Annotated in this window: 28 protein-coding genes; 14 read left to right on the top strand and 14 right to left on the bottom strand. The window is 47.1% G+C overall.

Translation table 11 applies throughout. The features are described from left to right. Positions 1–123: 123 nt before the first annotated feature. The 4 genes from Pmgp_RS21000 to Pmgp_RS10045 all read right to left on the bottom strand — a co-directional run bounded on the left by Pmgp_RS21000 (position 124) and on the right by Pmgp_RS10045 (position 3213). On the bottom strand, positions 124–228 hold the full coding sequence (locus Pmgp_RS21000; RefSeq protein ID WP_486644366.1) for a DUF7670 domain-containing protein: 105 nt from the start codon (positions 226–228) through the stop codon (positions 124–126). A 23-nt stretch (positions 229–251) separates the two neighbouring features. Next, complete coding sequence (locus Pmgp_RS10055) at positions 252–1001, bottom strand: acyl-[acyl-carrier-protein] thioesterase (RefSeq protein WP_134213853.1); 750 nt, start codon at positions 999–1001, stop codon at positions 252–254. Positions 1002–1131: 130 nt separating this feature from the next. Beyond that, entirely contained in the window at positions 1132–1674 is a 543-nt protein-coding gene (locus tag Pmgp_RS10050; RefSeq protein ID WP_134213852.1) for a hypothetical protein, read from the bottom strand. A gap of 243 nt (positions 1675–1917) precedes the next feature. Further along, positions 1918–3213: a glutamate-5-semialdehyde dehydrogenase gene (locus Pmgp_RS10045; protein WP_134213851.1), complete on the bottom strand. Its 1296-nt coding sequence runs from the start codon at positions 3211–3213 to the stop codon at positions 1918–1920. 228 nt (positions 3214–3441) lie between these two features. Here Pmgp_RS10045 and Pmgp_RS10040 point away from each other — a divergent pair, with 228 nt between their 5' ends. Both Pmgp_RS10040 and Pmgp_RS20295 read left to right on the top strand, forming a co-directional pair. Then, positions 3442–4011, top strand: coding sequence for an agmatine deiminase family protein (locus Pmgp_RS10040; RefSeq protein ID WP_243119801.1), 570 nt, complete (start codon positions 3442–3444; stop codon positions 4009–4011). Next, positions 3996–4217, top strand: a complete 222-nt coding sequence (locus Pmgp_RS20295; protein ID WP_243119800.1) for an agmatine deiminase family protein — start codon at positions 3996–3998, stop codon at positions 4215–4217. The genes Pmgp_RS10040 and Pmgp_RS20295 overlap by 16 nt, the downstream gene beginning before the upstream one ends. 9 nt (positions 4218–4226) lie before the next feature. On the opposite strand, the gene Pmgp_RS10035 is transcribed toward Pmgp_RS20295, so the two are convergent. Then, a complete protein-coding gene (locus Pmgp_RS10035) occupies positions 4227–5414 on the bottom strand; it encodes an MFS transporter (protein ID WP_134213850.1) in 1188 nt (395 codons plus the stop codon). Positions 5415–5671: 257 nt separating this feature from the next. Between Pmgp_RS10035 and Pmgp_RS20875 the strand changes: the two genes are divergently transcribed. Further along, positions 5672–5800 carry a stalk domain-containing protein gene (locus tag Pmgp_RS20875; RefSeq protein ID WP_205078006.1) on the top strand — a complete coding sequence of 43 codons (129 nt, stop codon included), beginning with the start codon at positions 5672–5674 and terminating at the stop codon, positions 5798–5800. A gap of 256 nt (positions 5801–6056) precedes the next feature. Here Pmgp_RS20875 and Pmgp_RS10025 read toward each other — a convergent pair whose 3' ends face one another. After that, the gene (locus tag Pmgp_RS10025; protein ID WP_134213848.1) at positions 6057–6893 is read right to left on the bottom strand and encodes an aminotransferase class IV; all 837 of its coding nucleotides are present in this window, start codon (positions 6891–6893) and stop codon (positions 6057–6059) included. A gap of 228 nt (positions 6894–7121) precedes the next feature. Between Pmgp_RS10025 and Pmgp_RS10020 the strand changes: the two genes are divergently transcribed. The 6 genes from Pmgp_RS10020 to Pmgp_RS19730 all read left to right on the top strand — a co-directional run bounded on the left by Pmgp_RS10020 (position 7122) and on the right by Pmgp_RS19730 (position 13234). Next, positions 7122–7637 (top strand): hypothetical protein, encoded by a 516-nt coding sequence (locus Pmgp_RS10020; RefSeq protein ID WP_134213847.1) that lies wholly within the window; start codon positions 7122–7124, stop codon positions 7635–7637. A 287-nt stretch (positions 7638–7924) separates the two neighbouring features. Then, positions 7925–9202: a sensor histidine kinase gene (locus tag Pmgp_RS10015; protein ID WP_134213846.1), complete on the top strand. Its 1278-nt coding sequence runs from the start codon at positions 7925–7927 to the stop codon at positions 9200–9202. Next, positions 9192–9893 (top strand): response regulator transcription factor, encoded by a 702-nt coding sequence (locus Pmgp_RS10010; protein WP_134213845.1) that lies wholly within the window; start codon positions 9192–9194, stop codon positions 9891–9893. The genes Pmgp_RS10015 and Pmgp_RS10010 overlap by 11 nt, the downstream gene beginning before the upstream one ends. A gap of 381 nt (positions 9894–10274) precedes the next feature. Then, positions 10275–11600: a glutamine synthetase family protein gene (locus Pmgp_RS10005; protein WP_134213844.1), complete on the top strand. Its 1326-nt coding sequence runs from the start codon at positions 10275–10277 to the stop codon at positions 11598–11600. Positions 11601–11692: 92 nt separating this feature from the next. After that, positions 11693–13039, top strand: a complete 1347-nt coding sequence (gdhA, locus tag Pmgp_RS10000) for an NADP-specific glutamate dehydrogenase (protein ID WP_282432896.1) — start codon at positions 11693–11695, stop codon at positions 13037–13039. A 39-nt stretch (positions 13040–13078) separates the two neighbouring features. Beyond that, positions 13079–13234, top strand: a complete 156-nt coding sequence (locus tag Pmgp_RS19730; protein WP_192902879.1) for a hypothetical protein — start codon at positions 13079–13081, stop codon at positions 13232–13234. An 83-nt stretch (positions 13235–13317) separates the two neighbouring features. On the opposite strand, the gene Pmgp_RS09995 is transcribed toward Pmgp_RS19730, so the two are convergent. The 7 genes from Pmgp_RS09995 to Pmgp_RS09965 all read right to left on the bottom strand — a co-directional run bounded on the left by Pmgp_RS09995 (position 13318) and on the right by Pmgp_RS09965 (position 20105). Beyond that, positions 13318–13698: a hypothetical protein gene (locus Pmgp_RS09995; protein ID WP_134213842.1), complete on the bottom strand. Its 381-nt coding sequence runs from the start codon at positions 13696–13698 to the stop codon at positions 13318–13320. Beyond that, positions 13695–15293 carry an aldehyde ferredoxin oxidoreductase N-terminal domain-containing protein gene (locus Pmgp_RS09990; RefSeq protein ID WP_134213841.1) on the bottom strand — a complete coding sequence of 533 codons (1599 nt, stop codon included), beginning with the start codon at positions 15291–15293 and terminating at the stop codon, positions 13695–13697. Before Pmgp_RS09990 ends, Pmgp_RS09995 begins: the two co-directional genes overlap by 4 nt. Next, the gene (locus tag Pmgp_RS09985) at positions 15262–16056 is read right to left on the bottom strand and encodes an ABC transporter ATP-binding protein (protein WP_134213840.1); all 795 of its coding nucleotides are present in this window, start codon (positions 16054–16056) and stop codon (positions 15262–15264) included. The genes Pmgp_RS09990 and Pmgp_RS09985 overlap by 32 nt, the downstream gene beginning before the upstream one ends. Before the next feature lie 7 nt (positions 16057–16063). Beyond that, positions 16064–16702 (bottom strand): ATP-binding cassette domain-containing protein, encoded by a 639-nt coding sequence (locus Pmgp_RS09980; protein WP_134213839.1) that lies wholly within the window; start codon positions 16700–16702, stop codon positions 16064–16066. Between the two features lie 19 nt (positions 16703–16721). Continuing rightward, on the bottom strand, positions 16722–17516 hold the full coding sequence (locus Pmgp_RS09975; protein WP_134213838.1) for an ABC transporter permease: 795 nt from the start codon (positions 17514–17516) through the stop codon (positions 16722–16724). A gap of 1 nt (position 17517) precedes the next feature. Further along, positions 17518–18384, bottom strand: coding sequence for an ABC transporter permease (locus Pmgp_RS09970; protein WP_192902878.1), 867 nt, complete (start codon positions 18382–18384; stop codon positions 17518–17520). A 101-nt stretch (positions 18385–18485) separates the two neighbouring features. After that, positions 18486–20105, bottom strand: coding sequence for an ABC transporter substrate-binding protein (locus Pmgp_RS09965; protein WP_134213836.1), 1620 nt, complete (start codon positions 20103–20105; stop codon positions 18486–18488). Positions 20106–20522: 417 nt separating this feature from the next. On the opposite strand from Pmgp_RS09965, the gene Pmgp_RS09960 reads away from it, so the two are divergent. The 5 genes from Pmgp_RS09960 to Pmgp_RS09940 are packed head-to-tail and all read left to right on the top strand — an operon-like array spanning position 20523 to position 25010. Continuing rightward, positions 20523–21908 (top strand): ATPase domain-containing protein, encoded by a 1386-nt coding sequence (locus Pmgp_RS09960; protein ID WP_134213835.1) that lies wholly within the window; start codon positions 20523–20525, stop codon positions 21906–21908. A 4-nt stretch (positions 21909–21912) separates the two neighbouring features. After that, positions 21913–22632, top strand: coding sequence for an RAD55 family ATPase (locus tag Pmgp_RS09955; RefSeq protein WP_134213834.1), 720 nt, complete (start codon positions 21913–21915; stop codon positions 22630–22632). Further along, positions 22629–23645, top strand: a complete 1017-nt coding sequence (locus Pmgp_RS09950; protein WP_134213833.1) for a V4R domain-containing protein — start codon at positions 22629–22631, stop codon at positions 23643–23645. The genes Pmgp_RS09955 and Pmgp_RS09950 overlap by 4 nt, the downstream gene beginning before the upstream one ends. Continuing rightward, positions 23629–23910, top strand: coding sequence for a hypothetical protein (locus tag Pmgp_RS09945; protein WP_134213832.1), 282 nt, complete (start codon positions 23629–23631; stop codon positions 23908–23910). The genes Pmgp_RS09950 and Pmgp_RS09945 overlap by 17 nt, the downstream gene beginning before the upstream one ends. 50 nt (positions 23911–23960) lie before the next feature. Continuing rightward, positions 23961–25010 (top strand): two-component system sensor histidine kinase NtrB, encoded by a 1050-nt coding sequence (locus tag Pmgp_RS09940; protein ID WP_134213831.1) that lies wholly within the window; start codon positions 23961–23963, stop codon positions 25008–25010. A gap of 76 nt (positions 25011–25086) precedes the next feature. Here the strand turns inward: Pmgp_RS09940 and Pmgp_RS09935 are convergent, their stop codons facing one another. Next, positions 25087–26190, bottom strand: a complete 1104-nt coding sequence (locus Pmgp_RS09935; RefSeq protein ID WP_134213830.1) for a GGDEF domain-containing protein — start codon at positions 26188–26190, stop codon at positions 25087–25089. Between the last annotated feature and the right edge of the window lie 53 nt (positions 26191–26243).

Below are 26243 nucleotides of genomic sequence, written 5' to 3'. Positions count from 1 at the left end.
AAGCCTCGGACATTTTAGCAATATCATTACAATCTGCTTAAAAAATCAATTTTTTAAACCAAGGGATAAGTATGTCCTTTTTTAGGCTTACTCCTTCAGTTGTGTAATTGAATTGTTTTCACGCTAAGGGGCCTCACCGGAAAACGCGTCCAGCGCAAAAAGTGACAGGAACAGGATGAATATTATTGTCAGCATTCTCGGAATCCAAAATAATTTATCAGCTTTCATAATGGACACACAACTTCCATTTTTCAAGACTTTCTCCACAAGGTTGTCGCCCGGGCCAGTTCTGCCCCGCTGACTTTATCTGTTATCCTGTGAGAGAATTTTAAATGTTCAGGCAGACCGGTCTCCCGCTTAACCTCAGAAAGCACATGGGCGCCGTAAACGGCTTCTTTCTTATAGGCAACCTCCAGCGAGGCAGGGAAAAATTCTTGGTGGATATGGCATGGCACCGCCTCCAGCATCCACTCCACATACCTGGTGTTGTTTACATGGTTGTTGGTGTCTATATCACTCAGGCGCACCCTGAATTCCAGGCCGGGGCCATATGAATCCGCAATTTCTATCTCTGGAAATTTGATTCCTTCATTCTTTTGGTTTTTGACACCAAAAGCTTCAGCAATTTCTTCCGGTACACGCACCGGCCGGTTCCGGTTAAAGTCGTAAAAAATCCACCGGGAATCTGCAAATCCTAACAAGTTATTATGCTCATCACTGATCTTAAATTTCCTGAATGCATAAAACCTCTCAAAATTCAGCACTCTGGTTTCTACGATCACATTTTCCATCCAGGCGGGGTATCGCTCCATATGCACAGACCAATTTGTTAAAATCCAAGCCAGTCCTTTGTCTATAAGCCGGCCGATCCCATACCCGCATGCCTCTGAATGCCTGACAGCAGTTTCCTCAAAATAATTAAGCACAGCCATCGGCGAAGCCTGCCGCCGTCTGTTTATTTCATAATAGTGAACACTATTGTTAGTCTTATACGTATTCATATAACCCTTTCCGCCAGAGATTTTCCGGCAGCGCTCCCCTTAAAATTCCGGCAGGCAATGGCCACTTTGTAATATCTTCCACCTTCTTAGCTTAATTCCTACACAAAATTTTCATTTTTATTTTTCCGAATCATTTCCAGGAGGTCAAAGGGAAAGATTTATTTCTGCCAGGTCCTGAAAACAATAAAGTCTTCATGGAAATCAGCTTAACTATGTCAATATTGGTCTTATACACCAGGCTCCTGATACCTGGAGTTTTCATAATGCTTAACAACAGATCAAAATCCCTGTTGGTGGCTTTACTCATTAAATATCTAAGATTGATCAATTCCATGTGCTTTTTCTTCATATCTTTTAGCAGTACATTTATATTCTCTCCGGTAATGATGCTCCTGGCAGTCATAACACCGCTGTATATGGCGTTGAATTGTCCGAACCCCAAAAAAGGCTCCACACCCCCGCCGGCCGTTCCCGCCAAAAGTATTTTACCAATCCTGTTGGTGGTCACATAGCCCCCCTGGTGGGGCAATTCCCAGGTTTCCAGCAGGTCGTATTTTTTTAATATGCCACGGGACTCCAGAAAACGCTGCCAGTAATGGTTTAACTCTTCATGCTCAATATTTTGAATTGCTTTGTCTTTAACACCGGCATCATGCGATATCAAGGCAACCAATTTAAGCCCGGCGAAAAAATGACCCGCGCCGAGCTTGCCACTGTTTTAAACCAAACCTTAAAAACAATAGCCATAGCCGGACAAGGGCTTTAAACAAAAATTTGCTTACTTGCTAAACGCTGCCTTCACAGCATGGCGTTGTTCAATCAAACAACGGAATACTTTCGCAGCTTAATTCTTTTATTTTAGCGTTTAAATAGTCGCGCTGGCCATCTCTCTTCCGGACAGCATCCTTTAGCTCTTCTATAAAGGAAATGTTTTGTCCAGCTTTTTGTGCTTGAATGTCTTTTCCCTGCTGGCGTACTCGGCCACGGTTTGGCCGCTGCCGATAAGTTTATACTTGTAAATTACCAGCCCTTCCAGCCCTACCGGTCCTCTGGCGTGAATCTTACTTGTGCTTATCCCCACTTCCGCGCCCAGGCCGTAGCGGAAGCCGTCACTAAAACGGGTGGAGCAATTCCAGAAAACATTGCCCGAGTCTACCAGGGCCATGAAGCGGGCGGCTTTTTCCTCGTTGCCGGTGATGATGCTGTCCGTGTGGCCGGAGCCGTATTTGTTGATGTGGGTGATCGCCTCGTCAAGATCATCCACAACTTTAACCGAAAGTTTGTAATCCAAGTATTCAGTCTGCCAGTCTTTTTCAGTGGCCTCAGCCACCTGGATCACAACCCTGGTCCTGGGGCAGCCGGTCAGTTCAACTTGTTTTTTGTCCATTGCTTCCTTCAGCACAGGCAAAAACCGTTCCGCTGCTTTTTCATGGACCAACAGGGTTTCAGTCGCATTGCATACGGCAACATACTGGGTTTTGGCATCGACCACGATTTTTACAGCCATGTCCAGATCAAATTCCTCATCCACATAACAGTGGCAGATACCGTCCGCGTGCCCCATCACCGGAATCCTGGAATTGTCCATGATGTACCGGACAAATTCGTTTGATCCCCTAGGGATGATCAGGTCAATATACTCGTCCAGTTTCAGCATCTCGCTGACTTCCGCCCTGGTCTCCATGAGCTTGAGCCAACCTCTGGGAATACCCGCTTCTTCGGTAGCCCTGATAATAACATCAGCCAGAATGCGGTTGGTTGACATGGCCTCGGAGCCGCCTTTCAGCAGCACGCCGTTGCCGCTTTTCAGGCAGAGAGTGGATATCTGCACCAGCGCGTCAGGCCTGGACTCAAAGATCACACCAATGACGCCGATGGGGCAGGTGGTTTTATACAGTTCCAGACCCTCGTCAAGTTCTGTGGCCAGCAGTGTTTTGCCGACAGGTTCCTCCAGTTCGATCAGACTGTTGATCCCGTCCACCACATCGTTAATCTTGGCCTCATCAAACTTCAGTCTCTTCAAAAGAGGCTCCGCCAGGTTTTCTTTCTCACTCCTGGCTAAGTCATCCTGGTTGGCCCTGATTATTTCTTCCCGGCGTTCAACCAGCGCCCTGGCAATCTGGGCCAATGCCCGGTTTTTCTGGTCCTCGTCCATGGCGGCCAGTTTAATGGAGGCTTCCTTTACCTGCCCGGCAAATTCATTAATACCCAAGAGAATTCCCACCCTTCCCGTGAATTCTTGACAGCTTCAAAAAACAACCAACCGGCGGCCTGGCTGCCGGCGGGCTTTTAATCATTCCAGCGATGTGTTTTATACTATTCTAAGCCTCCCGCTGTTAAATTTCAACTGACTATTATCGCCGCTCCTGCTCTTTTTAAATAGCATAATAAACTTAAGATCGGGGAAATGAAATAATATCAATAAAAAAGGCAGGTAAAAATGAAAAAACCATATACCATTATTATTCTTGTCCTTATTTGTACACTTGCAGCATCATGCGTCAAACCCTTTAACAACAGAGCTTACAAAAAACCGGATTATTCAGGCGGAAGCGACCCGCCGCCCTATGTATTCCCGGGTGAATTCGAAAATCAGCAGGCTGTTTGGCTGCAGTGGCCGGAAGGGTTTTACAGCACTGCCAGCCTGCCTGTTTATCCTGTCTTTATTGATATCATCAATGCCCTTGACCCATATGTTCAGGTCAACCTTATTTCACAAAGCAATGAGGAATCCGCTCAAATTGAAGAATTGCTAAAAGCAAACGGTTATTCCGGCTCCAATGTACACTACTACCCAATTAATCACCAGTCCATATGGGCCAGAGATGTAGGGCCGGTTTTCGTCAAGGACAGTCAGGGAAGGCTCAGTGTGGTTGATTTCGGTTTCAACAACTACGGAAGAGGCGCCAGCCAGGACTTTATCGATGTGGAAAGCCAGGAATTCCGATGCCGCCTACACTTTACGGAGAATTTGACGAAACGGGCAAAATACCCGTGCGCAGCTATATGAATTATGCTGTCACCAACGGCGCGGTACTGATGCAAACCTATTGGCAACCTGGACGGGCAGATATCCTGAAAACAACCGAGGAGCAGGTCAGGGGCATATTACAGGGCGCGTTCCCCGGTCGCAACATTATCGGCATTAACGCTGAGAGTGTAAACCTGTGGGGAGGCGGCATCCATTGTATAACCCAGCATATGCCGGCAAGTTAGCGATCCGTCCTATTTCTCCGCACGCCCCGGCGCAGGGAAACCGGAACCCTTTTTTGCGGACGTCAGGCACAGCAGAAAAACAAGCAGGCCGGTTAAAGGCGCCAGGGCGGCAGTCATAAACATTGGCCCGAAGCCAAAATACTGCCCGACATAACCCATAACGGCAGGGCCTAGAAACTGGCCGCCGTCCACCGATGTTGAGAATATACCGAGGGCGGTAGACCTGTTTTCAGGCTCGGCTCTTTCAACTACAATAGCGTTTAGGGAAGGATAAAGCAGTCCAAAACCGGCGGCGTAAAAAAAGGCGCAAGAAGCCAGGCCTAACGGCGTGTGAACCAGGGCCAGGAACATCGTACCAAGAGAGGCAATTACAAGACATGGCAAAATTACCGCCTTCCTGCCGAATGAATCGGACAGTCCCCCGCCCAATAGCCTTACCGCCACTATGGTAACGGCAAATACTGAAAAGTACAGGCCGGAGTTATGGTATCCCCAGGTCAGCGTTTGCAGCGGCAGAAAAGCGTTGATGGTGCCGTTGGCAAAGGTGCAGGCTGCAAATACAAAAGTCGGTATCAGCACATCCCGCTCTTTCAAGACCCCCAAAAAGGGCTTAGCCTCGTAAACATCCTTTGCCTGAGGCTGCTCATTTATGTTTATTAATAGAAGAATGACTGACAGCGCCGCTATAACCAGAAAAATCATTTGCCCGGCAAAGCTGAAATACCTTCCCGCGGTTGACCCCATCAGGGGGGCAATACCCAGGGCGACGTTGGCCGAAGTAAAGTAAACGCCTGTGGCATGAGCAAGTTTTCCCCTGGGAACCGTGTCAGCCACCATGATCACGGCGGAGGTCATGAAGGCCGCCACTCCCATGCCGTGAAATATCCTGATCAAAGTCAGTAACACTCCTGAGGTGGTAGTAAGATAAAGTGCGGGAGCGACGGCAAAGATTGCCGAACCAAGTATCATCAGGCTTTTGTTGGAATATTTTTTAAGGACTACGCCAACTGCCGGACGCAAGAAAATAGAAGCGGCAAAGAAGGCTCCTACGATAATACCGATTTCTGATTTGTTTTTTCCTATCCCTTCAAGATAAACAGGCATTACCGGAATCAGGTAATAAAATGAAAAACTAAAGATAAACGTCCCGATGAAACAGATAATGAAGTTTTTTGTATATATACTCTGCTGACCCATCTTTTTTCACTGTCGCTTTCAAGCTAGTCAAGCCCTGGCTAAATCCAATCCCGCCTAAATACCATACATATAATAATAACTCCAAAAAACCTGATTATCTATAATTGTTTTAAAATTAATTTATAACTTTTTTTTAATAAATCATTCTTCCTTTTATATACACGAATGCTAATAATTTATTCACCCTGATTGCCACAGTCGGCAAGGACATTACCAACATTATCAACACGGGGCTTGCCGGCAACACGAAACCCCAGGTGACACCGATTATCGTAGAACCGGGCAGAACCATGCTGCCGCTCAGGTTCATTGCCGAAAACCTGGGCTCAAAGGTTGACTGGGATGCCGGCCAAAAAGAGGTTACTGTTACCTACCCCGCCCCATAATGTTGTAGGTGCGGATTTATTCGTCAGCGGAATGGGGACACATCTCTGTTTTGGGTTATTCCTTTCTTGACGAGATATGTCCCCAAGGCCTCAAAACAATTCGGCGCTACGCGCCTTGTTCGATTGAAATCGAACCTACAAAGCTGATTTTCATGTTCTGCTGGTACTGCGCCAGTGTTATGGCAAACTTAGACGGTAATCGACCTGACTGTTGATTACCGTCCCCTGTTTTTCTGCAATGGAAACCCTACACCAACTACCGCAGCGCGGCATAACCGGCGTGAATTCGCCGGGTCACGGGACCGGGCTTTCCATCCCCTACAATATTCCCATCCACATTTACCACAGGCATTATTTCCGTTACTGTACCGGTAATGAATACTTCTTCCGCCAGCATCAGATCTGAGATTTTAAAAGGCTTGACCTTGACTTCCAACTCCTGAGAAGCAGCCACTTCAAGGACTGATTGGCGGAGGACGCCCGCCAGGATCCGTTGGTCAGCCGGGTGCGTCATTAAAACACCATTTTTTACAATAAAGATATTACTGGAGGCACACTCAGTAACTGTCCCGTCGGGCAGTATAAAAACAGCCTCAGCCGCCCCGGCCTGCTGGGCCTTATATTTGGCCAGCACGCCGGCCTGCAGGGAAATGGATTTCACATGGCGCATCTCCCACCGGAACTCCGGCATGGTTATTACCTTAACTCCCTCACTGTATACTTCAGGAGATATCCCGGTAATATGCCGGACGGTAATCAACAGGTTGGGCCGCAGGACGGCTGCAGGCAGGTGGCTTCTGGGCGCCGTGCCGCGGGTTACCTGAATGTAGATTACCGCTTCTTTGATCCCGCTTTGGCTGAGTACACCCGCTGCAATGTCCTCCAGTTCAGTAAGACCCCAGGGCAGGGGTATCTGAACAGCACCTGCGCTTGCCGCCAGGCGCTTTAAATGTTCCGCCAGGGCAAACATCACCCCGTTATAAGCCCTGATAACTTCGTAAACACCGTCCCCAAAGATATAGCCGCGGTCATTCACCGGAACCACAGCTTCCTCAAGAGGGCCCAGCCAACCGTTATAATATGCTAATTCCATTAATTATCATCCCTTTTATAAATCTGCATATTGTTTTACAGATTCTAATATTTTCAGGTATTTCCTTCTAAAATATTATACACAACATGTATCGTGATATAACATTACAATTTCTCTTATACCATCTGGGTAGCCCAGGCGACCAGCAACTTTCAAGTTAGTTGGTCTTATCTGATTTTTTTTGGTTTATGCCGGACATACTAAAATAAAACGTCACGGGAGGTCACTATGAGCAACCAGTTTATTTCATGGTCCATGTTAATCCTGCCCTGGTTAACACTTTTCTTTATGAAAAAAGAAGAAATCAAATACTACCTGCCGGTTGGTATATTTGCCGCGGTACTAACCACCATTATCCATGACGTTGGTATTACTTATGGCTTCTGGGTGGTCTGGGATGCTGCTTATCCTCTTTATGAAATGCTCCCATATTTTTATGGTTTAATACCAGTGCTGACCATGTGGGTTTTCAAGTTTACCTATGAATATTTTTGGTTATACCTGTTTTTTAATGCCATCCTGGACATAGGGTTCGCCTTTTTTCTATTGAATGCATTTTTCCCCGGCAGGGGTATCTACGCGCTCGCCAACATTACTAGTTTCCAGGTATGGTTAATTAACATCGGGCACGCTTTAGCACTATATGCCTTTCAAATACTACTGCAAGGCAAGCCTTTGCGCCTGAGATCTTTAAGCCTGCAAACAGCCTCCGCCAAACATTCCTTTGATAAGGGTAAAAAATAATATTTAGCAGGAGTAATTTCAACTCATTATAGTTTAACCGCCTCGCGTGGTTAAACTTTTTCACATTATAGCGGAAATTTCCCACGATCACATAGCTAAGAAAACGAAGCTTATGTTTATATAATGTAATAAGGAAGGAAATTAAAGATAAATCTCGAATATTAAAAAACCCTGGTTATTTAATCAACTTATACTGCTCACAGATAGGGATCTTACCTCAGCCGGCAGGCCTGTCAAAATATTTATGGACCTAAATGGTATATACTACCAATTAAGGAGCCAGTCACATGAATCAAACATCAAAACTTGATTACCCATTTGACATCTCAATCAAAATGCTTTATTTGGCCGGCAAGCTGCTGCAGGAGCACGGCAATTTTGAACAGGTCCCCGGCTGGCTCATTGAAACCCTGGATGTCAACAGCTCAGCTGTGGGAATTATAGTGGGAAAGCAATGTATAGTTCATTTCGCCCGGGTTGACCAAGAGAGTGAAACCGATTCTATGGAGGTCGCTGTGGAGGGCCTCTGGTGCTCCCGCCAAAATTCATTCGGCCACAGGGATGTACCGTGCCATATATTAGATTGTCCGGTGCGGCAAAGGGTGATCGACAGGTGCGGCCGGCCTGGTCTGGAAGTAACATGTTTCCCCATGTCCGGCAAGAAAGGCTTTTTAATGGTTTGCGGAGAGGCGCTGCTGCTCAATTCTTTCCCAGTTACGGAAATTCTCAAGGCGATAACTCATATCATCGCCTGCAGTTTGGATAATGTCAATAGGACCCGCAAAGCTGCCTCATATTTTCTTCCCTCAGAGAATATGGCTCAAATGTGGTCAGAAATGCTGGCGGGATTGTCCCATGACCTGAGGACGCCCCTGTCCTGTATTAAAGGCTACATCACAACTTTGATGCGGGATGACGTGACCTGGGACCCTGCTACTGAAAAAGAGTTCATGAACATAATTGTTGAGGAAACCGATCATATCGAAAGCTTAATCAATAACTTGTTAGATTCTTCGACTTTTAGCTGGAAAGGTGAAATGGAACTGAAAAAAGAACCCATTTCATTACCCCGAATAGTGAAGAAAGTGCTCAGGGACAAGTCCTACCATGTCAAAAATCATCAGTTTACCGTATTGTTTCCGGAAGATTTCCCGCTTGTGGAAGCAGACCCGGGCAGGATTGAGCAAGTGCTGCGCAACCTCGTGGATAACGCGGTCAAATATTCCATGGACGACACTAAAATCGTCATTAAAGGGAAAGTAGCGCCCGGGGAAGTGGTTGTTTCGGTAGCCGATCAGGGCATCGGTATTAACAGCGAACATTTAAAATGGCTGTTTGAAAAATTTTTCCGGGTGACCAACGGCATTCAGGAAAATAAAAAAGGAATAGGACTGGGATTGCCTTTTGCCCGTCAGATATTAATCAGCCACGGTGGCAGGATCTGGGCTAAAAGCAAGGTAAACCAGGGAACCACTCTTTACTTCACACTGCCTATGAGCCAACAAACAGCTAAAAAAATGGACAGCCATGCACAGGGCGGCCAGGGGGCTCAAAATGAAGCGTAAAGCAATCTTAATCGTGGATGACGAACCCCGCCTGGTGCGATTAGTTAAAGTTAACCTGTTGGCCAGCGGGTATACGGTTAGTACAGCTTCTGACGGAAAAACAGCCATAGAGATGCTGGAATCCGCCAGTTATGATCTGCTGATTTTAGATATTATGCTGCCCGGCCCGTTCAATGGGTTTGAGGCATGCAAAAGAATCCGCGAATTCTCCGATATCCCGATTATTATGCTCACAGGCCGTGCCCGCGAACAGGACAGGATCCGCGGTTTCGACGCGGGGGCGGATGATTATATAACCAAACCCTTCAGCGTGGAGGAACTGCTGCTTCGGGTAAAAGCAATTCTCAGAAGGACTCACCCGTCCGAGGAATTCCCCAAAGGCACTACCTATAATTATGGTGACCTGGTCATCAATTTTGCTCAAAGAAGGGTCTTTCTCAGGGGCAGGGAGGTAAGGCTGACCGCTACCGAATACCAGATCCTGTACCACCTGGGCTGTCACGCTGGAAAGGTCATTACGCATGAAGATTTATTGACCCGGGTCTGGGGCACTGAATACCGCAATGAACTGCACTACCTGAGAAACTACATCAGCAGCCTGCGCAAAAAAATTGAGGACGATCCCGGGGACCCCCAATATATCCTCGGTAAACACGGTATAGGATATCAACTGGCGATAGAAGATCAATAGAAAATAATGATTATATCTCAGTGTAAAGATAAAACAAATTGACAGGATTAACAGGATTTTAAGAAGATTAACAGGATTATAAAATCACATTTTCATTTAATTCTTATTACACAATTTTTTTCAAGATAACCTTAAAGCGTGTTAATGGGGTTAAGGAATAATCATAAAAATTTTTGTCTATTTATATAATCCTGTAAATCCTTTTATTTTTTTACAGAAGACTTGCAAGCGCTCTGCCAATATAGGCAGAGTTTTTTTATGAAATTTTTATATTTCTGACACCCTCTATTATGATTTTTTTACGGTAAATCAATTAGATTAAAAATAACCCGGACATGTATGCAGTGAAATATAAACTTTTTTGTGTTTGGGAGGTTGCTCATGCTAACCCGTAAAGACGTACTGGAAAAAGCTAGAGAGGAACGAGTAAAATTCCTTCGTCTGCAGTTCACTGACACTTTCGGCGCATTAAAGAATATCGCTGTAACGTCGGAAGACCTGGAACAAGCCATGGCCGGCAAGGTTGCCTTTGACAGCGCTGTTGTTGACGGAGTGGTCAGCAACCAGGAGCAGGATATCATCCTCCGGCCGGACCCGTCCACCTTTTTAGTGCTCCCCTGGCGCCCCCGGGAGGAAGCTGTAGCCCGCTTTATCTGTGATGTGGCCAACCCGGACGGAACTCCCTACCCCGGATGCTCGCGCAGTGTTTTGAAACAGGTGCTGGGTGAAGCCGCCCGTATGGGGTTTGAAATATGGGTGGGCACAGAGGTGGAATTTTATCTTTTTTATACAGACGACAACGGCAACCCAACTACCAATACGCATGACCACGCCGGGTACTGCGACCTTACCCCGGTCGACCTCGGGGAAAACGCCCGGCGGGATATGGTGCTGACCCTGGAAGAAATGGGCACCGACATCGGCTTCAGCCATCATGAAAAAGGGCCCGGCCAGCATGGCATAATACTAAAACCGGATAACGCCCTGGCTATTGCAGATAAACTGGTTACTTTCAAATTTATTGTGCGGACTATCGCCCAGCGGCACGGGCTGCATGCCTCCCTAATGCCTAAACCGCTGAACGGCAGGCCGGGCTCAGCCCTGCACCTGCACCTTTCCCTTCACCACAGGGATTCCGGCCTTTTTACCGATGATGAGCAGCCGCTGCAACTCGACCAGGAGGTCGGGCACTTTATCGCCGGGGTCCTTGCCCACGCCAGGGCTAATACCGCCATCACCAATCCACTGATTAACTCCTATAAGAGGCTGGTCCCCAACAGCCCGACCATGCCTGTAAACGTAGCCTGGTCGGAAGAAAGCCGCAATACTGTCCTGCGGGTAGTTAACAACCACGGGAGGGAAACGCGGGTGGAAGTGCGCAACCCGGACCCGGCATGCAACCCCTACCTCGCCCTGGCTGTAATCTTAAAGTCGGGATTGGAGGGAATACGGCAGAAACTTCCCCTCCCCCCTCCACTGGGCGAAAACATTTTTCAGGCCAACGGCGGCCAGCGTAAGAGCCGGACGGCCTGCCTGCCCCACACCCTGGGAGAAGCCCTGCAGGAACTGGCCTCCGACCAGTTGACCAGGGCCACGCTGGGTGAGTATATTTACCGGTGGTTTGCCAGAGTCAAGGGTGAAGAGTGGGAGCGTTTTCAGGAGTTTGTGCACCCCTGGGAACTGCAAGAGTACCTTTCCCGCTTCTAAATAAATGATTCCACAACAATGAGAGGTGATCGGCACAAATAACCAAAGAAATGCCAAGCGTTCAAAAATACAATAAAAAGGGGGTTTCATTATTGGGGCAGTCACAAAAAGTTATTGACGAGGTTATGGAGCAGGTAAAGAAAAGGGACCCGGACCAACCGGAGTTTCACCAGGCGGTTTTAGAGGTGCTGGAATCTTTGAAGCCTGTCATCGAAAAACATCCTGAGTTTGTGGAAGCCGGCCTCTTAAGCAGAATCGTGGAACCGGAACGGCAAGTCATATTCCGGGTACCGTGGTTTGACGACCAGGGAAGGCCGCGGATGAACCGCGGTTACAGGGTTCACTTCAACAGCGCCATCGGTCCATACAAGGGCGGCCTGCGCTACCACCCATCGGTAAACTTGGGCATTATTAAATTCCTCGGTTTTGAACAAACATTCAAAAACTCCCTGACCGGCCTGCCCATTGGCGGCGGCAAAGGCGGGAGCGATTTTGACCCTAAAGGGAAATCTGACAGTGAGGTCATGCGTTTTTGCCAGAGTTTCATGACCGAGCTTTTCCGGTACGTCGGAGCTGACATTGATGTTCCGGCGGGCGATATAGGAGTTGGCGGCCGGGAAGTAGGATTCTTGTACGGCCAATACAAAAGGATCACCATGCTGTACCACGGAGTTCTCACCGGCAAGGGCATAAGCTATGGCGGAAGCCTGACCAGGACTGAGGCTACCGGCTACGGGCTGCTTTATTTTCTTGAGGAAATGCTCAAGGATAATGGGAAAAATATCGCCGGCAAAACGGTGGTTATCTCGGGTTCCGGCAATGTAGCCATCTATGCGCTGGAAAAAGCCCGGCAGATGGGCGCCAAAGTAGTGGCCATGAGCGATTCCAACGGCTACATATTCGACCCGGAAGGGATCAAACTGGATACTATCAAGCGGATCAAAGAAATCGAGAGAAAAAGAATTAAAGTTTATGTGGAAGAACATCCTAAAGCCCAGTATTATGAAGGTTCAAAGGGCATTTGGACGATCAAGTGCGACATTGCCCTGCCCTGCGCCACACAAAACGAGATTGACGGGGAGTCAGCCAAAACACTGGTGGCTAACGGCGTTTGGGCAGTAGCGGAAGGCGCCAACATGCCTTCAACACCCGAAGCAATTAAAACATTCCAGGATAACGGAGTACTGTTTGGACCTGCCAAGGCTTCCAACGCCGGCGGGGTCGCCACCTCCGCCCTGGAAATGTCACAAAACAGCATGAGACTCTCCTGGACCTTTGAAGAGGTAGACGCCAAGCTAAAAGACATTATGGTTAACATTTACCGCCAGATCAGCCAGGCAGCCAGGGAATACGGCTGCGAGGGTGATTTGGCGGCAGGTGCGAACATCGCCGGATTCCTCAAGGTGGCCAATGCCATGATGGCCCAGGGATTAGTTTAGTTTAGCCAGATTATAGGTGAGTTAAGGGAGGTTTGAACCATGGTGCAATGTCCAATGGCTTTTGAAGACTGCTGCTCGGAGTGCAACCAATTTGGCAACTGCAGCCCAAGCAAGTCCCTCCAGAAACTTAACGCTCTCGAAAACGAACTAAGCATCCTGAAAAAGATGCTGCAGCAGCTGGTTGATAACAAGTAAAACACCAAAATGAGGCAGGGGAGCACATTACCGCTCCCCTGTCTCATTTTTTTATTCTGTTCAGCGCTCTCGCATCAGTTATGTTAAACATTGGTCTGGCGCTTTATATATCTTTGACCTATATAACTTAGAGTATCACTTATTAACACAACCATACTCAGTATAATAAATAAAACCAGACCGTAAAAAGCCGCCATTACCGTGCCATACCCTATTTTCATCAACAGGGCGTAGAATAAGCCTGCGACAGTCGTGCCGGCGGCCGATGAGACATAAGCAAAAAACAAAAGCAGGCTGCAGATGGTAAATACATAAGAGGAAGAAACAAACTGGACCTTTCCGATATCAGTATTAAACTCGCCCGCTATAATAGGGAGGCAAACATTGAGCACATTATTGTCCAACGCCGCTGAAAATGCCGCCAGTCCCATGGGCAGGATCGTCAAGTTAATCCTATCGTTCAATCTGCCACTTCCTTACCAAAATACCTGTATAATACTTTAACGAATTCCGGTATAACTTTTTGGACGCTTTGCGTCTTGGCCCGCAGTTCGTATGCCTGTTCGGCCTTTAAGCACTGAATGCTGTAGTCAATCAGGTCGCGGTCGTGTACAGGCAATCCTGTTTTATAATAAAACATCTCTGACAGCAAGCGCCAGGCTTCTTTGTTTTCTATCAGCGCAAACGAGGTAAAAAGACACAAACCCAGGTTGCCGAATGTGATCATCAGGGCATAGAGGTATTCCGTATCATTCATGTCCTCAAAACCGCTGATCTTAAAAGGCAGCTTTACATTGAAACGTCCTTCCTCCGTGACTGAAGGCCGCGTCACCATCGGCTCCAGCGCCGGCCGATCCTGAAAAAGACGGTAAACCCCATGAGTCCCGCCGGCCAGGATTCTGCCAAGCGAAGTAAGCCTGCGTACTTCATCCAAAGCCTCCATCAATTCATTTTTGCCAACCTTTTTGTTCAGAATTTTAAACAGCAAGGCACAGGTAAAAACAAACTCAACAGAATCAATACCTAACTCGAAAGCATCTCTATTAAAGGCCGAGGCAAATTCCTGGTCCTGAATCTCAAAGGCTTCCTTTAACGCCGCGAACACTTCATTGTCAGCCGGAGAACTCAGCAAGCTTTGCTTGCCCCCGGCATGCCGGTTTAAACATCCCACAACGCAGCGCGGGGCACAGGCTCTGTTAATTCTGACAGAAGAGGTCACTGAACCGCTACCGGCCTCTTTCGACACTTCACCCTTCTGTTCCGTAGCAGCAGTTTTTCCAGTAAAGTCCAGCCGCCCGCTTTTCATCATCTTCATCAGGGTGATTGATCCATGGGATGGCAGCGCCCCACCACAAATGGGGTGATCAACTATCATTCTGGCCAGTTTTTTTGATGATTCCCTCATTTTTTCATGGTCGAAAACTTTTGCCTGAAAGTATGCTTTCGTTGTTACAGCAACAGCCTTTAACCCTTTTGAGCCGAAAATATCGCCCATGCCGCCGCGTACACAGTTGTACACCGGCACACCCTCAGGGTAAGTGGTAAAGACCGAGGCCAGCGGCAGCAAATGTTCTCCGGCCGGACCAACACCGATCACCGCGCTTTCACTACCAAGTTCTTTTCTGATGTATTGAATAGTTACCGACACTTTTCTTTCTTTTAAATCAGGTACGTATTGTATTTTTATTTCGTTTTCACAGATGGTTAAAACGGCTGGCGCATCCTTATTATTTCTACCTGTAATTACTACCGCGTTAATATCAAGAGAAGCCATTTTTTGAGAAAAGGGTCCGGCTAAATTTAAATACTGAATACCTGAGTCATTAGCCCGCTTGGCTGCAAGAATCAGCCGCCCCGAACTGGGAGCCTCGGTCCCCGGAAACAGTCCCGCGGCTAAAACGATACAGTTCTCAGGGCTGTGTCTGCCGGTGCCGGGAGGCACATGCTCCTCCATTAACCAGCCGGCCAGACCACGCCCGTAGTGATAAAGTTTTGCCAGGTCGTGTTCCTTCTCTTCTATGGTCTCATCACTGAGGTTGACATAAATGATCCTGCTCAATTAAACCTCCCCCTTCTATCTCCCACATGCTCTCCATATATTCTCTGGTATAACCGGCACTGGGGATATTTAAAACGCGGTCTTTCGGCCCGGCCTCCACAATTGCACCCTCGTGCAGCACGTAGATGTAATCAACCACCTGGTACAAAAATTGCGCATCATGCGTGACAATAAGAAAGCTCAGCCCCAACTTTTGATTAAGCTTTTTGAAGATCCGGCCTATTTCCGCCGCGGCTTGCGCATCCAGCATTGCTGTGCATTCATCGGCGATTATTAAATCCGGACGGGTAATCAAAGAGCGCGCAAGGCTGACTCTCTGGCGCTGCCCCCCGCTCAAAGTTTTTATTTTTCTGCCTAAGAAAGCTGCCCCGGCAAGGCCGGCCCAGGTTAAAGCCTCCTGCGGCGGCATGTAATCCCTTCCCCGCCTGCTGCACATATTGACCGGTTCCTGCAGGACACTGCTGACTGTGCTTTCTTCTTCCAGCGCGGCATAGGGGTCCTGAAAAATATACTGGAGCGAGGCGCAGTCGTCAAAACTGCGCCCCCGCAGAGTCCCTAACTCTTTGCCCTTAAACAGCACTTTGCCCGAACTGGCTTTTTCCAGCCCGGTGAAGACCCTGCAAAGAGTGGTCTTACCTCCCCCGCTTTCTCCGATCAAAGCTGCGATACCGCCCCTTCTTATCTTAAGGCATACATTATTTAGTACCGTTGTGTTGCCGTTAAATTTTTTATTTAACCCCACAGCTTCCAAAAGTATATTCATTAGAGCGTCAACCCTCCCTCAGCACTTTGACTTTGTCGGCAATGCCGGCGGCAAAACCACTGTGATGGGATACCATCAATATGGCGCAGCTTTCTTCTTTCCTTCTTTTAAGAAAGTTTACCGTCTTGACCAGGGTGATATAGTCCAGCGCCGATGAAGGCTCATCCAGCACAAAGAGGGCCGGTTTTTTAATAAAGCCAAGTAAAAGGGCAACCCGCTGCTTCATCCCACCGCTGATTTCAAACGGGTAGCGTTCTGTTATATCTTTTTTAAGTCCCAGCTCCTCAAAATAAGCATAAGGATTCTCAACAGGATGGAAACAGCACCGCCTGACCAGATCAATTTGTTCTCCCACAGTAAGCGAAGGGTTCAAGCCGCTTTGAGCATACTGGGGCATATAGCTGACTAATCCATAACTGTTCTTACCCCGGTCCCTCCAGTCCACGCCAAGAATCTCCGCTTTCTCGTAATCAACTTCACCCGGGAAAGAATACTGAAACAGAGCGTTTAGCAGAGTGGTTTTGCCACAGCCTGTTTTGCCCATAAGCACAACACACTGGCCCTGCTCCAATTCCAGATCCGGGTAGTTAAACCAGGCCGCTTGACCACCATGTCTGGCCTTAAATTTTCTGAGCTCCACGATCATCTCTCAGTTATCCCCCGGCTTATTCCCTTTCGAAGTCATAAGCAAGTACTGATAAAGCCACTACAAAGATACAAACACAAGCAATGGGAGGCAGCAGATACCAAAGGTAGGCCCCTCCGGTAAAAATCCCCTCATAATTCAACGCTGTCCGGATCATCCTGCCCCAGGTTATGGCCAGGGGGTCACCGATCCCAAAAAATGCGAGAGTTGACTCATAAACCGCTGCCTTGCTGCACTGAAAAATAAACATCGTCGCCACGGCAGGGTACAGTTCCCGCCACATCTTGATCAGGACATGCCAAATACTGCCTTTCAGGAGGAGGGTATATTGGATTTTCTCTTTCTCAATAGCTGTTATTGACTTAGCCCTGATAATTCTGGCAACCTTACTCCAGGAAAACAACGCTATGGCCAGGATGGTGTTATATACTCCGGGTTTGGCCAGTACCGCGAAAAACAGCAGGACCACTATTTCCGGCACAATAATAAACAGCTCAGTCAATTTAACAATAACCGTATCTACCCAGTTCTTATAATAGGCGCAGGCAACCGCCAGCACCGTACCGATGAAAGTTGAGATCAGGGCCGCGGCCAGGGCTATAGTCAGTGTTATCCGAAACCCCGCCAGGAGCATGGATAAAAGGTCATGCCCCATTTCATCCGTCCCTAACAAGTGCGCCGTTGAAGGATCCATTAACGGCCGGAAACTGAAGTCTGCCGCGTTGTAAGGTGAAATGAAGGGGTAAAACGCACCAACTGACAACATGGTTATGACAATGGCCCAGGCTGCTTTGTTCGCTATTTTCTTGCTCATGCTAAAACCTTGGGTTTACTTTTTTTATGATCAACTCAAAAATAAGGTTTATCACTACCCCGTAAAACCCCGTTATCAGTAAAATGCCCTGCAGCAAAGGATAGTCCCTGCTTGACGCGGCAACTTTAAGCAGCGTGCCGATGCCGGGGTAAGAGAAAACTACCTCCACAAACAAAATCCCGGATATGGCATACAAAAACTGTATATTCATTTTACTCAAAATCTCCGGCAGACTGTTTTTCAGCACATATTTAAACTTAATCAGGCGGTCGCTCAAGTTAAAATAACGGGCCATCTCCACGTAAGGCTCTTCCTTGGTCCTGGCGCACACATTGTAAGTAAGCGAAAAAATAGGCGGAAGTTCAACCAGCACTAATATGATTACAGGCAGAACAGAGTGTTTGACAACATCTACGCTTAAATCGATGATATTGGCGTTCATCCCCAGGGTATAGGCCCCTCCCGATGGAAAAATATGAAATTTAAAGCAAAAAAGCAGCTGAAACACAATAGCCAGCACAAACACGGGCAGGGACTGCAGCGCCATGAAACAACTGAGCAGGTATTTGCCACCCCTGCCGCCTCTGCGCGCGGCATTAAGTCCCATGGGGATGCCCAGCAATGCTGAAATGCTTATGGAAACAAAGGACAAAAGTAAAGTCCACCCGATACGCCCCGCTATTATTTCAGCGACAGGCATTTTATAGTAAAAGGAACTCCCCAAATCAAAGCGGACCAGGTTTTTTATATAAATAGCCAGTTGCTCAGCTACTGGTTTTTCCGGCGCGTAATACTCTTTAAAGCTGTTGAAGGTTTCTTCCGGCAATACCGTATTCAAGACATGGAGATCAGAAGCCGAGACAAACAAAGGACTTCCCGGGATTAACCTGGGAAGCGCAAAGCTTAACAAAGTAATGAGAGATATATATAGTAAGCCTTTTAAAATTCTTGTTATAAACATGTTGTATTTTATTTCCAATGCCCCCGCACAAAAACAAGTTTGTTTTCCACAGTGGGGACAGCTATAGCCACCCCGTCTTTGGTAAAGAACCAGCCGTCAAATTTATTCTGGTTGTAAGCAAGAATAATCTTTTTGTAATACAGGGTTAGGGTCGGCAGTTCTTCAGCGATAATTTTCTGTAGTTCAGCCACTTGCTCATAACGTTTTGCTTTGTCCGTCTGCTTGAGCTGCTCCGCAAAAAGCTGGTCGAATCTTGCACTGGACCAGTTCCGGCCGCCCTGTGCCGTTACCGTTGGGGTTGATCCTACCGTTACATTTTTCGAGGCAAACCTGGCCAGCAAGACCGGGTCCCCGCCGAATGAGCCGTGGCCGCTGAGAGCCAGCTGGAATTTTCCTTCTTTAATCAAAGAATCCACGTTTGTTTGGTCCATAGCTTTGACATTGATTTTGATGCCGATGGCGGCAAGGTAATTCTTGGTCATTTCCGCTTCGTTCACTTTGTCGTCGGTAACCAGGAACTCATATTCCAGCGCCTTCCCGTTATAATCCCTGATCCCATCCGCGTTGGTGTCCTTCATACCCGCGTCATCTAAAAGCTGTTTGGCCTTTTCTGGATCGAATTCATATTGTTTGACATCTTTGAAGTACCATTCGGAATCAGGGTGGATATGTCCCGGGTTGCCAATGATGGTGCTGTTTCTGGTGGCCTTATCCACTATTTCCTGCCGGTTTAAGGCATAATACAGCGCCTGCCTGAATTCACGCTGATTAAACTCAGGGATGTCAAAGTTAAAATACACCCTGGCCACCCATAGTCCCGGACCTTCTATGACTTTAAACTTGCCACCCTCTTTTAGTTTTATCGCCTCTCCGTATTTAAGCCTCAGCGCCGCGTCCAATTCCCCGTTTTCCAGCGCTTGCAGAGAGTTTTGGTTAGAACTGAGAATAAGTTTATCAATTACCGGCTTGCCGTAAAAATAATCCTTATTCGCCTCATATATATACGTCCCGCCATCCTTATCATATTTTGCCAGCTTAAGCGGTCCCGAGCCGATTACCGCTTCCGGCGTATTAAATTTCTCAGGCTCCTTTACACTTTCCCAGATATGTTTAGGCATAATCGGCACATTGCCGGCCACATCAGTAACAAAAGGCGCGTAAACTTGTTTCAGGGCTATTTCCACTGTATAGTCGTCCAGTGTTTTAACTTCATCAATCATATTCAGGTACACCCAAGGGTGCGGGTGAGCTTTAAGGTAATCAAAAGAAAACTTCACATCCGCCGCGGTTAGCGGCTTACCGTCCGTAAATTTGGCGTTTTTCACGAGGTGAAAGGTCCAGACCTTCTGGTCTGAAGAAACATCCCACTTTTCCGCCAGTAAAGGGATAATGCCGTTTTCATCCTTCCAGGTCAGAGTGTCAAAAATGAAGCTCATCAACAGATAGCCCCTGCCCCTTGATGAAACTGTGTAAACTGACGGGTACCCGAGGTTCTCCTCATCAATTCTCAGTACTTTCTCAGCCTGCCCGGCAGTGTATTGCGTCTTGTTGTTCGAACATGCCGCGATAGATAAAGCAGCGGTAATAATCATTAGCGCGGCTATAAAACATAACAATCTTTTTTTCATCTTCTCATCCTCCTGCAATATCACTTTTTTTGACCAAAACACTATTCTGAGTAATTAAACCAGGGAATGTTTTATTAATTGGAATGTTATATTCAAAGTTGAATAATAAAATACCTCTATATATAATATTTTATTTTCTTATGGCATTGCTGTTAGCAATAAACAAATCTAATTAAATGTGCTAAATATAATTAATTAAATGATGAACATTATCCACTAAATCATTGTTTTGTTGAGTGTTATCCATACTGAATAGTTAAGATATTTGTCATTAGTTATACATTTTTGTCGATCTTTGTCTAATAATGGTTTAGTTTCAAAAAAATTAAAAAATATCCAAATTAACAAAGGAATTGTAAGGTTATATGTTGTAATAGAACTAATTACATCATAATTTTTCAGAAAGGGGGTAATCATTTGGAGAAAGCACCCACAGGTATAAATGGGTTTGATGAATTATTACTCGGTGGCATTGTCCGCGGGAACTCGGTCCTGATCGAAGGCATCCCCGGAGCTGGTAAAACCACACTGGGGATTGAGTTTATTTACCGGGGCGTCACCGAATTTGGTGAGCCGGGATTGATTGTTACCTGCGAAGAATTACCCGAGTCCATATACCGCGATGCTCTTAACTTCGGCTGGGACCTCAGGGCGCTGGAAGAAACAAATAAACTGCGCATCCTGTGTACTTCTCCCGAAGTGCTGACGGATCCGGAAGTGAACCTGGTCGAGGAGGCTGCCCGGGAAGTCGGCGCCAGGCGGATTCTGGTGGACAGCATCAGCCACTTTCGCAATATACTTGACGACCACCTGTCCATGCGCAGGGTAATATATAGTTTTTGCAACGGCCTGCGCCGCCTGGGTCTGACCTCCTTTTTGGTTAAAGAGCGGGAAAACGAGGGCAACCGGGAATATGCCTTTGAGGAATACGTGGTCGACGCGATAATACGCCTTGAAAATAAGGACCGGCCCGGGCTGCGCCGCCACCGCGTGCTGGAAATATGCAAAACGAGAGGACAGGAGCATATTCCGGGCAAGCATACCTTTCGTATAACTAACACCGGTATTAAAGTACTCGCCCTGTTAGGCGGCTTTGATGTCTATAGTGAGTCTCAGCAGGAAAATGGGCTGCTTTGCTCCGGTGTGGCCGGGCTGGATGATTTACTGCAGGGCGGCCTGCCCCGTGGTGTCAGCGTGGCTGTGGCGGGTGGCTCCGGCACCGGTAAAACGGTACTGGGCTTGCAGTTCCTGGCCAGAGGCGCGATGGATTACGGGGAAAAAGGCGTTTTCTTGTCAATGGAGGAAACCCCTTTTCAGTTAGTGACCAACTCCCTGCGTTTCAACTGGGATTTAACCTCCCTGCAGGAGCAGGGCCTGATCAAAGTCCTGTATAAACCTCTTTCCACCATGGAGATAGATGAAACTATTATCTGGCTGGGAGAAAAAGCAAAGGCATTTGGAGCGCGCCGCCTGGTTATTGATTCAATTTACGGTTTTTTCTCCCGCATCGACAACCCCGCTGTCCTGCATGAAAAATTCTATTGTCTGGTCAGCTACCTCAACAGTCTTAACTGCACCACCCTATTAATCAGCCCAGCCTGGGAACTGGCCGACAGCGGGAAAGTGGAAGTAATTCACTCGGTAGTCCAGGGGACTATCTTGCTCAAGTCGGTACTGCTGAAAAACCGCAGGGTCAGGCAGCTGGAAATTTACAAGATGCGGGGAGTCAATCATGCCATGGGCAATCACTTGCTTGAAATCAACACTTCCGGTGTACAGGTATTCCCCCGGTTAGGAGGGTAGACGCATGCCTAGAGCTTATTTTGGAGTTGAAGGTCTGGACCGGAACCTGGAAAAAGGACTGATGTACGGTTCCCAGATTATGGTGGAAGGGGAATCCGGCATAGGCAAAACCGTACTGGCGGGAGAATTCATCAAAGAAGGCCTGCGTTGCGGCGACACCTGCATCTATGTGGCCTGCGACGAGCCTCCCCTGGCTATGCGCGAGCATCTTCTAAGCTTTAAAGTGGGGACCGCCGCCTATGAAGAGGCGGGCAGGCTGATTTTCGTTGACGCCTATGAAGAAGGTGAGACTGAAGAGGAATACGCGCTGGCCGACCTGAGAAACCTGGACAAGTATTTCGCCCTGGAAACGGAGATCCTGCGCGGGTGTCACGGCCGGAGGATAAGGCTGGTGGTGGATAGTTTGAGTACACTCTTTACCTCGATAGATACCGCTGATATTCTGGATTTTCACCGCACCCGGATCAAGCGGCTGCGCAAAAGCGGGATACTGGCCATGGACATATTCGTCAGCGGGGTCCTGGACACCAAGCTGATGACCATAAGCGGCCACCTTTATAATTTTATACTTAAAATGAATTTCAGCGGCTCCAGATACAACCCCATGCGCATGATGCAAATAGGCAAGGTGAAAAGCCAGCAGTTCGTATCCTCCCGGCACGCTTTTACCATTAGTCCCGTCTACGGTATCCTGGTTTCTGCTGAAATGGGGGTAAACGAATGAAAGTAAACGAATTTACCAGAAGACTGATCAACTATATGCAAATGAGCATGTGCAAGACTATGAAACAGCTTCCTTTCAGCGGCAGCCACTGGCTGGAGCAGTTTATGATGAGCACGGCGCAATATGTCCTGGATGAACGGCTTGATGAGCTGCATTTTGACTCAAAGAAACCGTCTGAGGCCTGCCGTACTTTTCTCAACTTAATGGATGAGGAGGGTTTCTTACAGGCAAGGGACTACCGTCTGGAAGATTCCGGGGAGAGCCTGCTGGTACAAGTCGAGCGCGACAACTGCGTCTACCGGGACTACTGCATGAGGGCGCCCAAAGAAGGGCTGCCCCTCTACTGTGCCCGCCTCAGTTCATTTCAAGCGGTCTTACGCCATGTGCTTGATAAAGATTTTTCAGCCTTAATGGAGACAGATGAGCGCGGCATCTGCCGCGGCATGCTGTTTCCAGCCACCCGGCCCAAGGAAGAAATAGTCACCCGGGAAGGACATATACTAAAGGTTGCCGGGCGGAGGGCCATCCTGCTGCCGCAGGAAACATACGCCTCCCTGTTTATGTCGATAAAAGAACACGCTCCTCATGCCTTAAAACACGTACTTTATGATGCCGGCTTCCGGTCGGCTTTGAACCTGGCCCGTAAAACCCGGATTCTTTACTCCGACCCGGAAGAATGCCTGCAGCTGCTTTTAGAAGTGATCAAAAATGACGGGCTGGGTAATGTGGAGCTTGTTTCCTTTAACCAGAGTGAGGGCAGGGCCAGGATCATCTGTTATGATTCTTTTCAGGTATCAGTCGCCAATGAATACGGCAGCCTTTACCGCTCTCCCCAGGTCACTTGCGACCTGCTCAGAGGAATATTCGCGGCTTACTTCAGTGTTTTGCTGGATCAGGAGATTATTTGTGAAGAAATGAGCTGTCAGTCGGTAAAGGGAAATTACTGTGAGTTCCTCACAATGCCCCTTCCAAACAACCTGTGGAAGGAGGAGCCTCGTGGCGGAAAAGATTAATGAAGAGTTGGATTCAATCCTGCAAACGGTGATCCGGATTGAACTGCTGGCCTTTTTTCAAGCGAACCCTTATACACGAGACACGGCAGCCGGTTTATCCCTCCGCCTGCACCGTCCCTGCCAGCAGCTTGAACCTGCGCTGCAGGCTCTCAGCGCCATCGGTATCCTGGAAATAGGCGGTACCAGCAAGGTGACCATATACCGCTTGCGCAGCGCCGACTTGATTAGCAGCTATTTTCAAAAACATTGTGGAGACAATACCTAATTAGATTTAGTACTACGGCTGTATCCTGTACTGATTGGGAGGTGTCCGTTATGGTGGAATCTTTGGATGGCTGGTCCCATCTGGCTTTAGATCATTTGCCTGTAGCGATTATTGCCATTGACAGGGAGGGCCGCATCCGGATTTTCAACCGCTTACTGGCCAAATTGACCGGTATAAAAGGTGATCACATTTTAGGTAAGTCATTTCTTAAACTGCTAAACGGTCAAAATCCCGGCTTTAACAAACTGCTTCAAACACTTGCCACGGGCAAGGAGTTTCAAAATCTAAAGCCTGAGTTTGTAATTCCTGTAAACACCTCAACTGATTTCCTGGCCAACATATACGCTATCAAAAACAAAAGCGGCCTCACGGCGGGCGCTATGGCCATATTTACACCTGAACGGCGGCTGCAGGAACTGGAAAGCACCATTGTAAAAGTTGAGAAGCTGGCTATTTTGGGCCAACTGGCAACAGAAATGATCCACGAAATCAGGAACCCGCTTACCGCTGTGAGTGGTTATTTGCAATTATTGCAGCAGCATTCAGAGGGGAGTCCTAAAAAAGAATACTTGGATATCATGTCTGCCGAATTGAAACGTATAAACAAGTTAGTATCTGATTTTCTCCAGCTGGCCAGGCCGGGTTATTGTAAACGCGCGCAGTGTTCCATCAACCAGCTGATTACAGAAGTAGTCGCATTGGTGGAAGGCGAAGCTGTGATCCGCAAACTTGCCATTAACCTGGAAACCTCGGAAGACATGCCAATCGTGAACGCTGACAGCGGGCAGCTAAAACAGGTTTTTCTAAACATCACCCGGAACGCTTTCGAAGCCCTCCCGGCTGGAGGGGAACTTTCCCTCCGGGTCTCAAAAGACCGCCAGCAGGATATCGTACGGGTAGTGATCAGGGACACAGGGAAGGGTATGGACAAACAGACTCTGGCCAATATGTTTAACCCGTTCTTTACCACTAAAGACAGCGGCGCCGGCCTGGGCATGTTTATCAGCAAAAAAATTATCGACAATCATGGCGGCCATATAGAAATCCAGAGTGAACCCGCAAGGGGCACCACAGTCACAGTGCTGCTGCCTGTTGCTTAGTTATATGAAATGCAAAAAAGCGGGTTGCCTTTTTGGCTCTCGCTTGTTTGTATTATGCTGCCAGGCTCCGGATCAGTTACATCGTTTCAAATCTGTTCTTTCCTTTAGATTTGGCTATATAAAGTTGCTGATCGACTCTTTTAATTAATTCTTCAGCAGAATCACCCTGCCACTCCCTGATCCCACCGCTCACAGTAATATTTATGCCTTTTTCAAACTCAGCCGTATTAATTGTCATACGAATACGCTCGGCCAAAAATGCCGCATCTTTTAAAGCCGCGCCTGGCATAATTATTATAAATTCCTCTCCACCATATCTTCCGATAATATCTGTTATCCTACATGTATTACCAAGAATTTGTGCTACTTTAATAATAATATTATCACCTGTTAAATGACCATAATTATCATTGATATATTTAAAATCATCAATATCCATCATTATAATCGAAAGGGGATATTCTATGCGTTTTGCTCGTCCAATCTCTTCACTGAGCTTTTCAAATATATGCTTATAATTCAATAACATTGTCATGGAGTCACGAATCGACAGGTCTTTTAGTTGAAGGTTTTGTTCCAGAATTATTTTTTTATCAATAAATGATTTAACTCTCAACCTAAACACCATTCTGCTTAGAACCCAAGCTATGATATTCATTATAAGCGCATTGACCGTTAATATCGTTACTATATATGTATTTGTCTGGTAATATGGCAAAACAAAGCAAAAAACCAAATATGCCAAAAAGTACATAATAAGACTTTCTACTGGTTGCATATAGATAAATGCAGCAATGGCAAACACAACAATTATATAAACATGTATTGATTCAAACTCCCCCTGAAGAATAAGCGTCAGAGCGCAACCATAAATAAGAGCTCCAAACAAATATATACGTTGGACATTTTTTACAATAACATCCTTGGCCACATTGATTCTCTTGTAAACCATATATAAAACCGGCAGCATAATTACATTGAACAGAATAAAAACAATTATAGCGCCATCCGCGTTACATATTTGGTCCCACAACAAACAGGATATCACTGTTTCTGCAATTATCAGTATTATTGCAGAAACAATCAATTTTAACAGGTTCTCCCCGTATATTTCACGTAAAAACTCATCCTTATTTTCTTTAGGCAGCTGAGTTATGATGTTTTTAAGGAATTCTATCATACCAACTACCTCCAGTTCGTCAATATTATCATCTTACTTTTTGCGTTTATAAC

The organism is Pelotomaculum propionicicum, assembly GCF_004369225.1.
In the GTDB taxonomy this organism is placed as follows: domain Bacteria; phylum Bacillota; class Desulfotomaculia; order Desulfotomaculales; family Pelotomaculaceae; genus Pelotomaculum_B; species Pelotomaculum_B propionicicum.
Note: the sequence above shows the minus strand (reverse complement) of the source record. Positions and strands in the feature narration are given on the sequence as shown.

Bases quoted from the DNA above. Each gene is read 5' to 3' on its own strand.
- Pmgp_RS09980 (WP_134213839.1), bottom strand. From the start codon at position 16,702: ATGATCGTGGAGCTCAGAAAATTTAAGGCCAGACATGGTGGTCAAGCG.
- Pmgp_RS10025 (WP_134213848.1), bottom strand. From the start codon at position 6,893: ATGGAATTAGCATATTATAACGGTTGGCTGGGCCCTCTTGAGGAAGCT.
- Pmgp_RS10035 (WP_134213850.1), bottom strand. From the start codon at position 5,414: ATGGGTCAGCAGAGTATATATACAAAAAACTTCATTATCTGTTTCATC.
- Pmgp_RS10055 (WP_134213853.1), bottom strand. From the start codon at position 1,001: ATGAATACGTATAAGACTAACAATAGTGTTCACTATTATGAAATAAAC.
- Pmgp_RS10015 (WP_134213846.1), top strand. From the start codon at position 7,925: ATGAATCAAACATCAAAACTTGATTACCCATTTGACATCTCAATCAAA.
- Pmgp_RS09965 (WP_134213836.1), bottom strand. From the start codon at position 20,105: ATGAAAAAAAGATTGTTATGTTTTATAGCCGCGCTAATGATTATTACC.
- Pmgp_RS09975 (WP_134213838.1), bottom strand. From the start codon at position 17,516: ATGAGCAAGAAAATAGCGAACAAAGCAGCCTGGGCCATTGTCATAACC.
- Pmgp_RS10010 (WP_134213845.1), top strand. From the start codon at position 9,192: ATGAAGCGTAAAGCAATCTTAATCGTGGATGACGAACCCCGCCTGGTG.
- Pmgp_RS09935 (WP_134213830.1), bottom strand. From the start codon at position 26,190: ATGATAGAATTCCTTAAAAACATCATAACTCAGCTGCCTAAAGAAAAT.
- Pmgp_RS21000 (WP_486644366.1), bottom strand. From the start codon at position 228: ATGAAAGCTGATAAATTATTTTGGATTCCGAGAATGCTGACAATAATA.
- Pmgp_RS09950 (WP_134213833.1), top strand. From the start codon at position 22,629: ATGAAAGTAAACGAATTTACCAGAAGACTGATCAACTATATGCAAATG.
- Pmgp_RS09985 (WP_134213840.1), bottom strand. From the start codon at position 16,056: ATGAATATACTTTTGGAAGCTGTGGGGTTAAATAAAAAATTTAACGGC.
- Pmgp_RS19730 (WP_192902879.1), top strand. From the start codon at position 13,079: ATGGTGCAATGTCCAATGGCTTTTGAAGACTGCTGCTCGGAGTGCAAC.
- Pmgp_RS09955 (WP_134213834.1), top strand. From the start codon at position 21,913: ATGCCTAGAGCTTATTTTGGAGTTGAAGGTCTGGACCGGAACCTGGAA.
- Pmgp_RS10005 (WP_134213844.1), top strand. From the start codon at position 10,275: ATGCTAACCCGTAAAGACGTACTGGAAAAAGCTAGAGAGGAACGAGTA.
- Pmgp_RS10040 (WP_243119801.1), top strand. From the start codon at position 3,442: ATGAAAAAACCATATACCATTATTATTCTTGTCCTTATTTGTACACTT.
- Pmgp_RS10020 (WP_134213847.1), top strand. From the start codon at position 7,122: ATGAGCAACCAGTTTATTTCATGGTCCATGTTAATCCTGCCCTGGTTA.
- Pmgp_RS09940 (WP_134213831.1), top strand. From the start codon at position 23,961: ATGGTGGAATCTTTGGATGGCTGGTCCCATCTGGCTTTAGATCATTTG.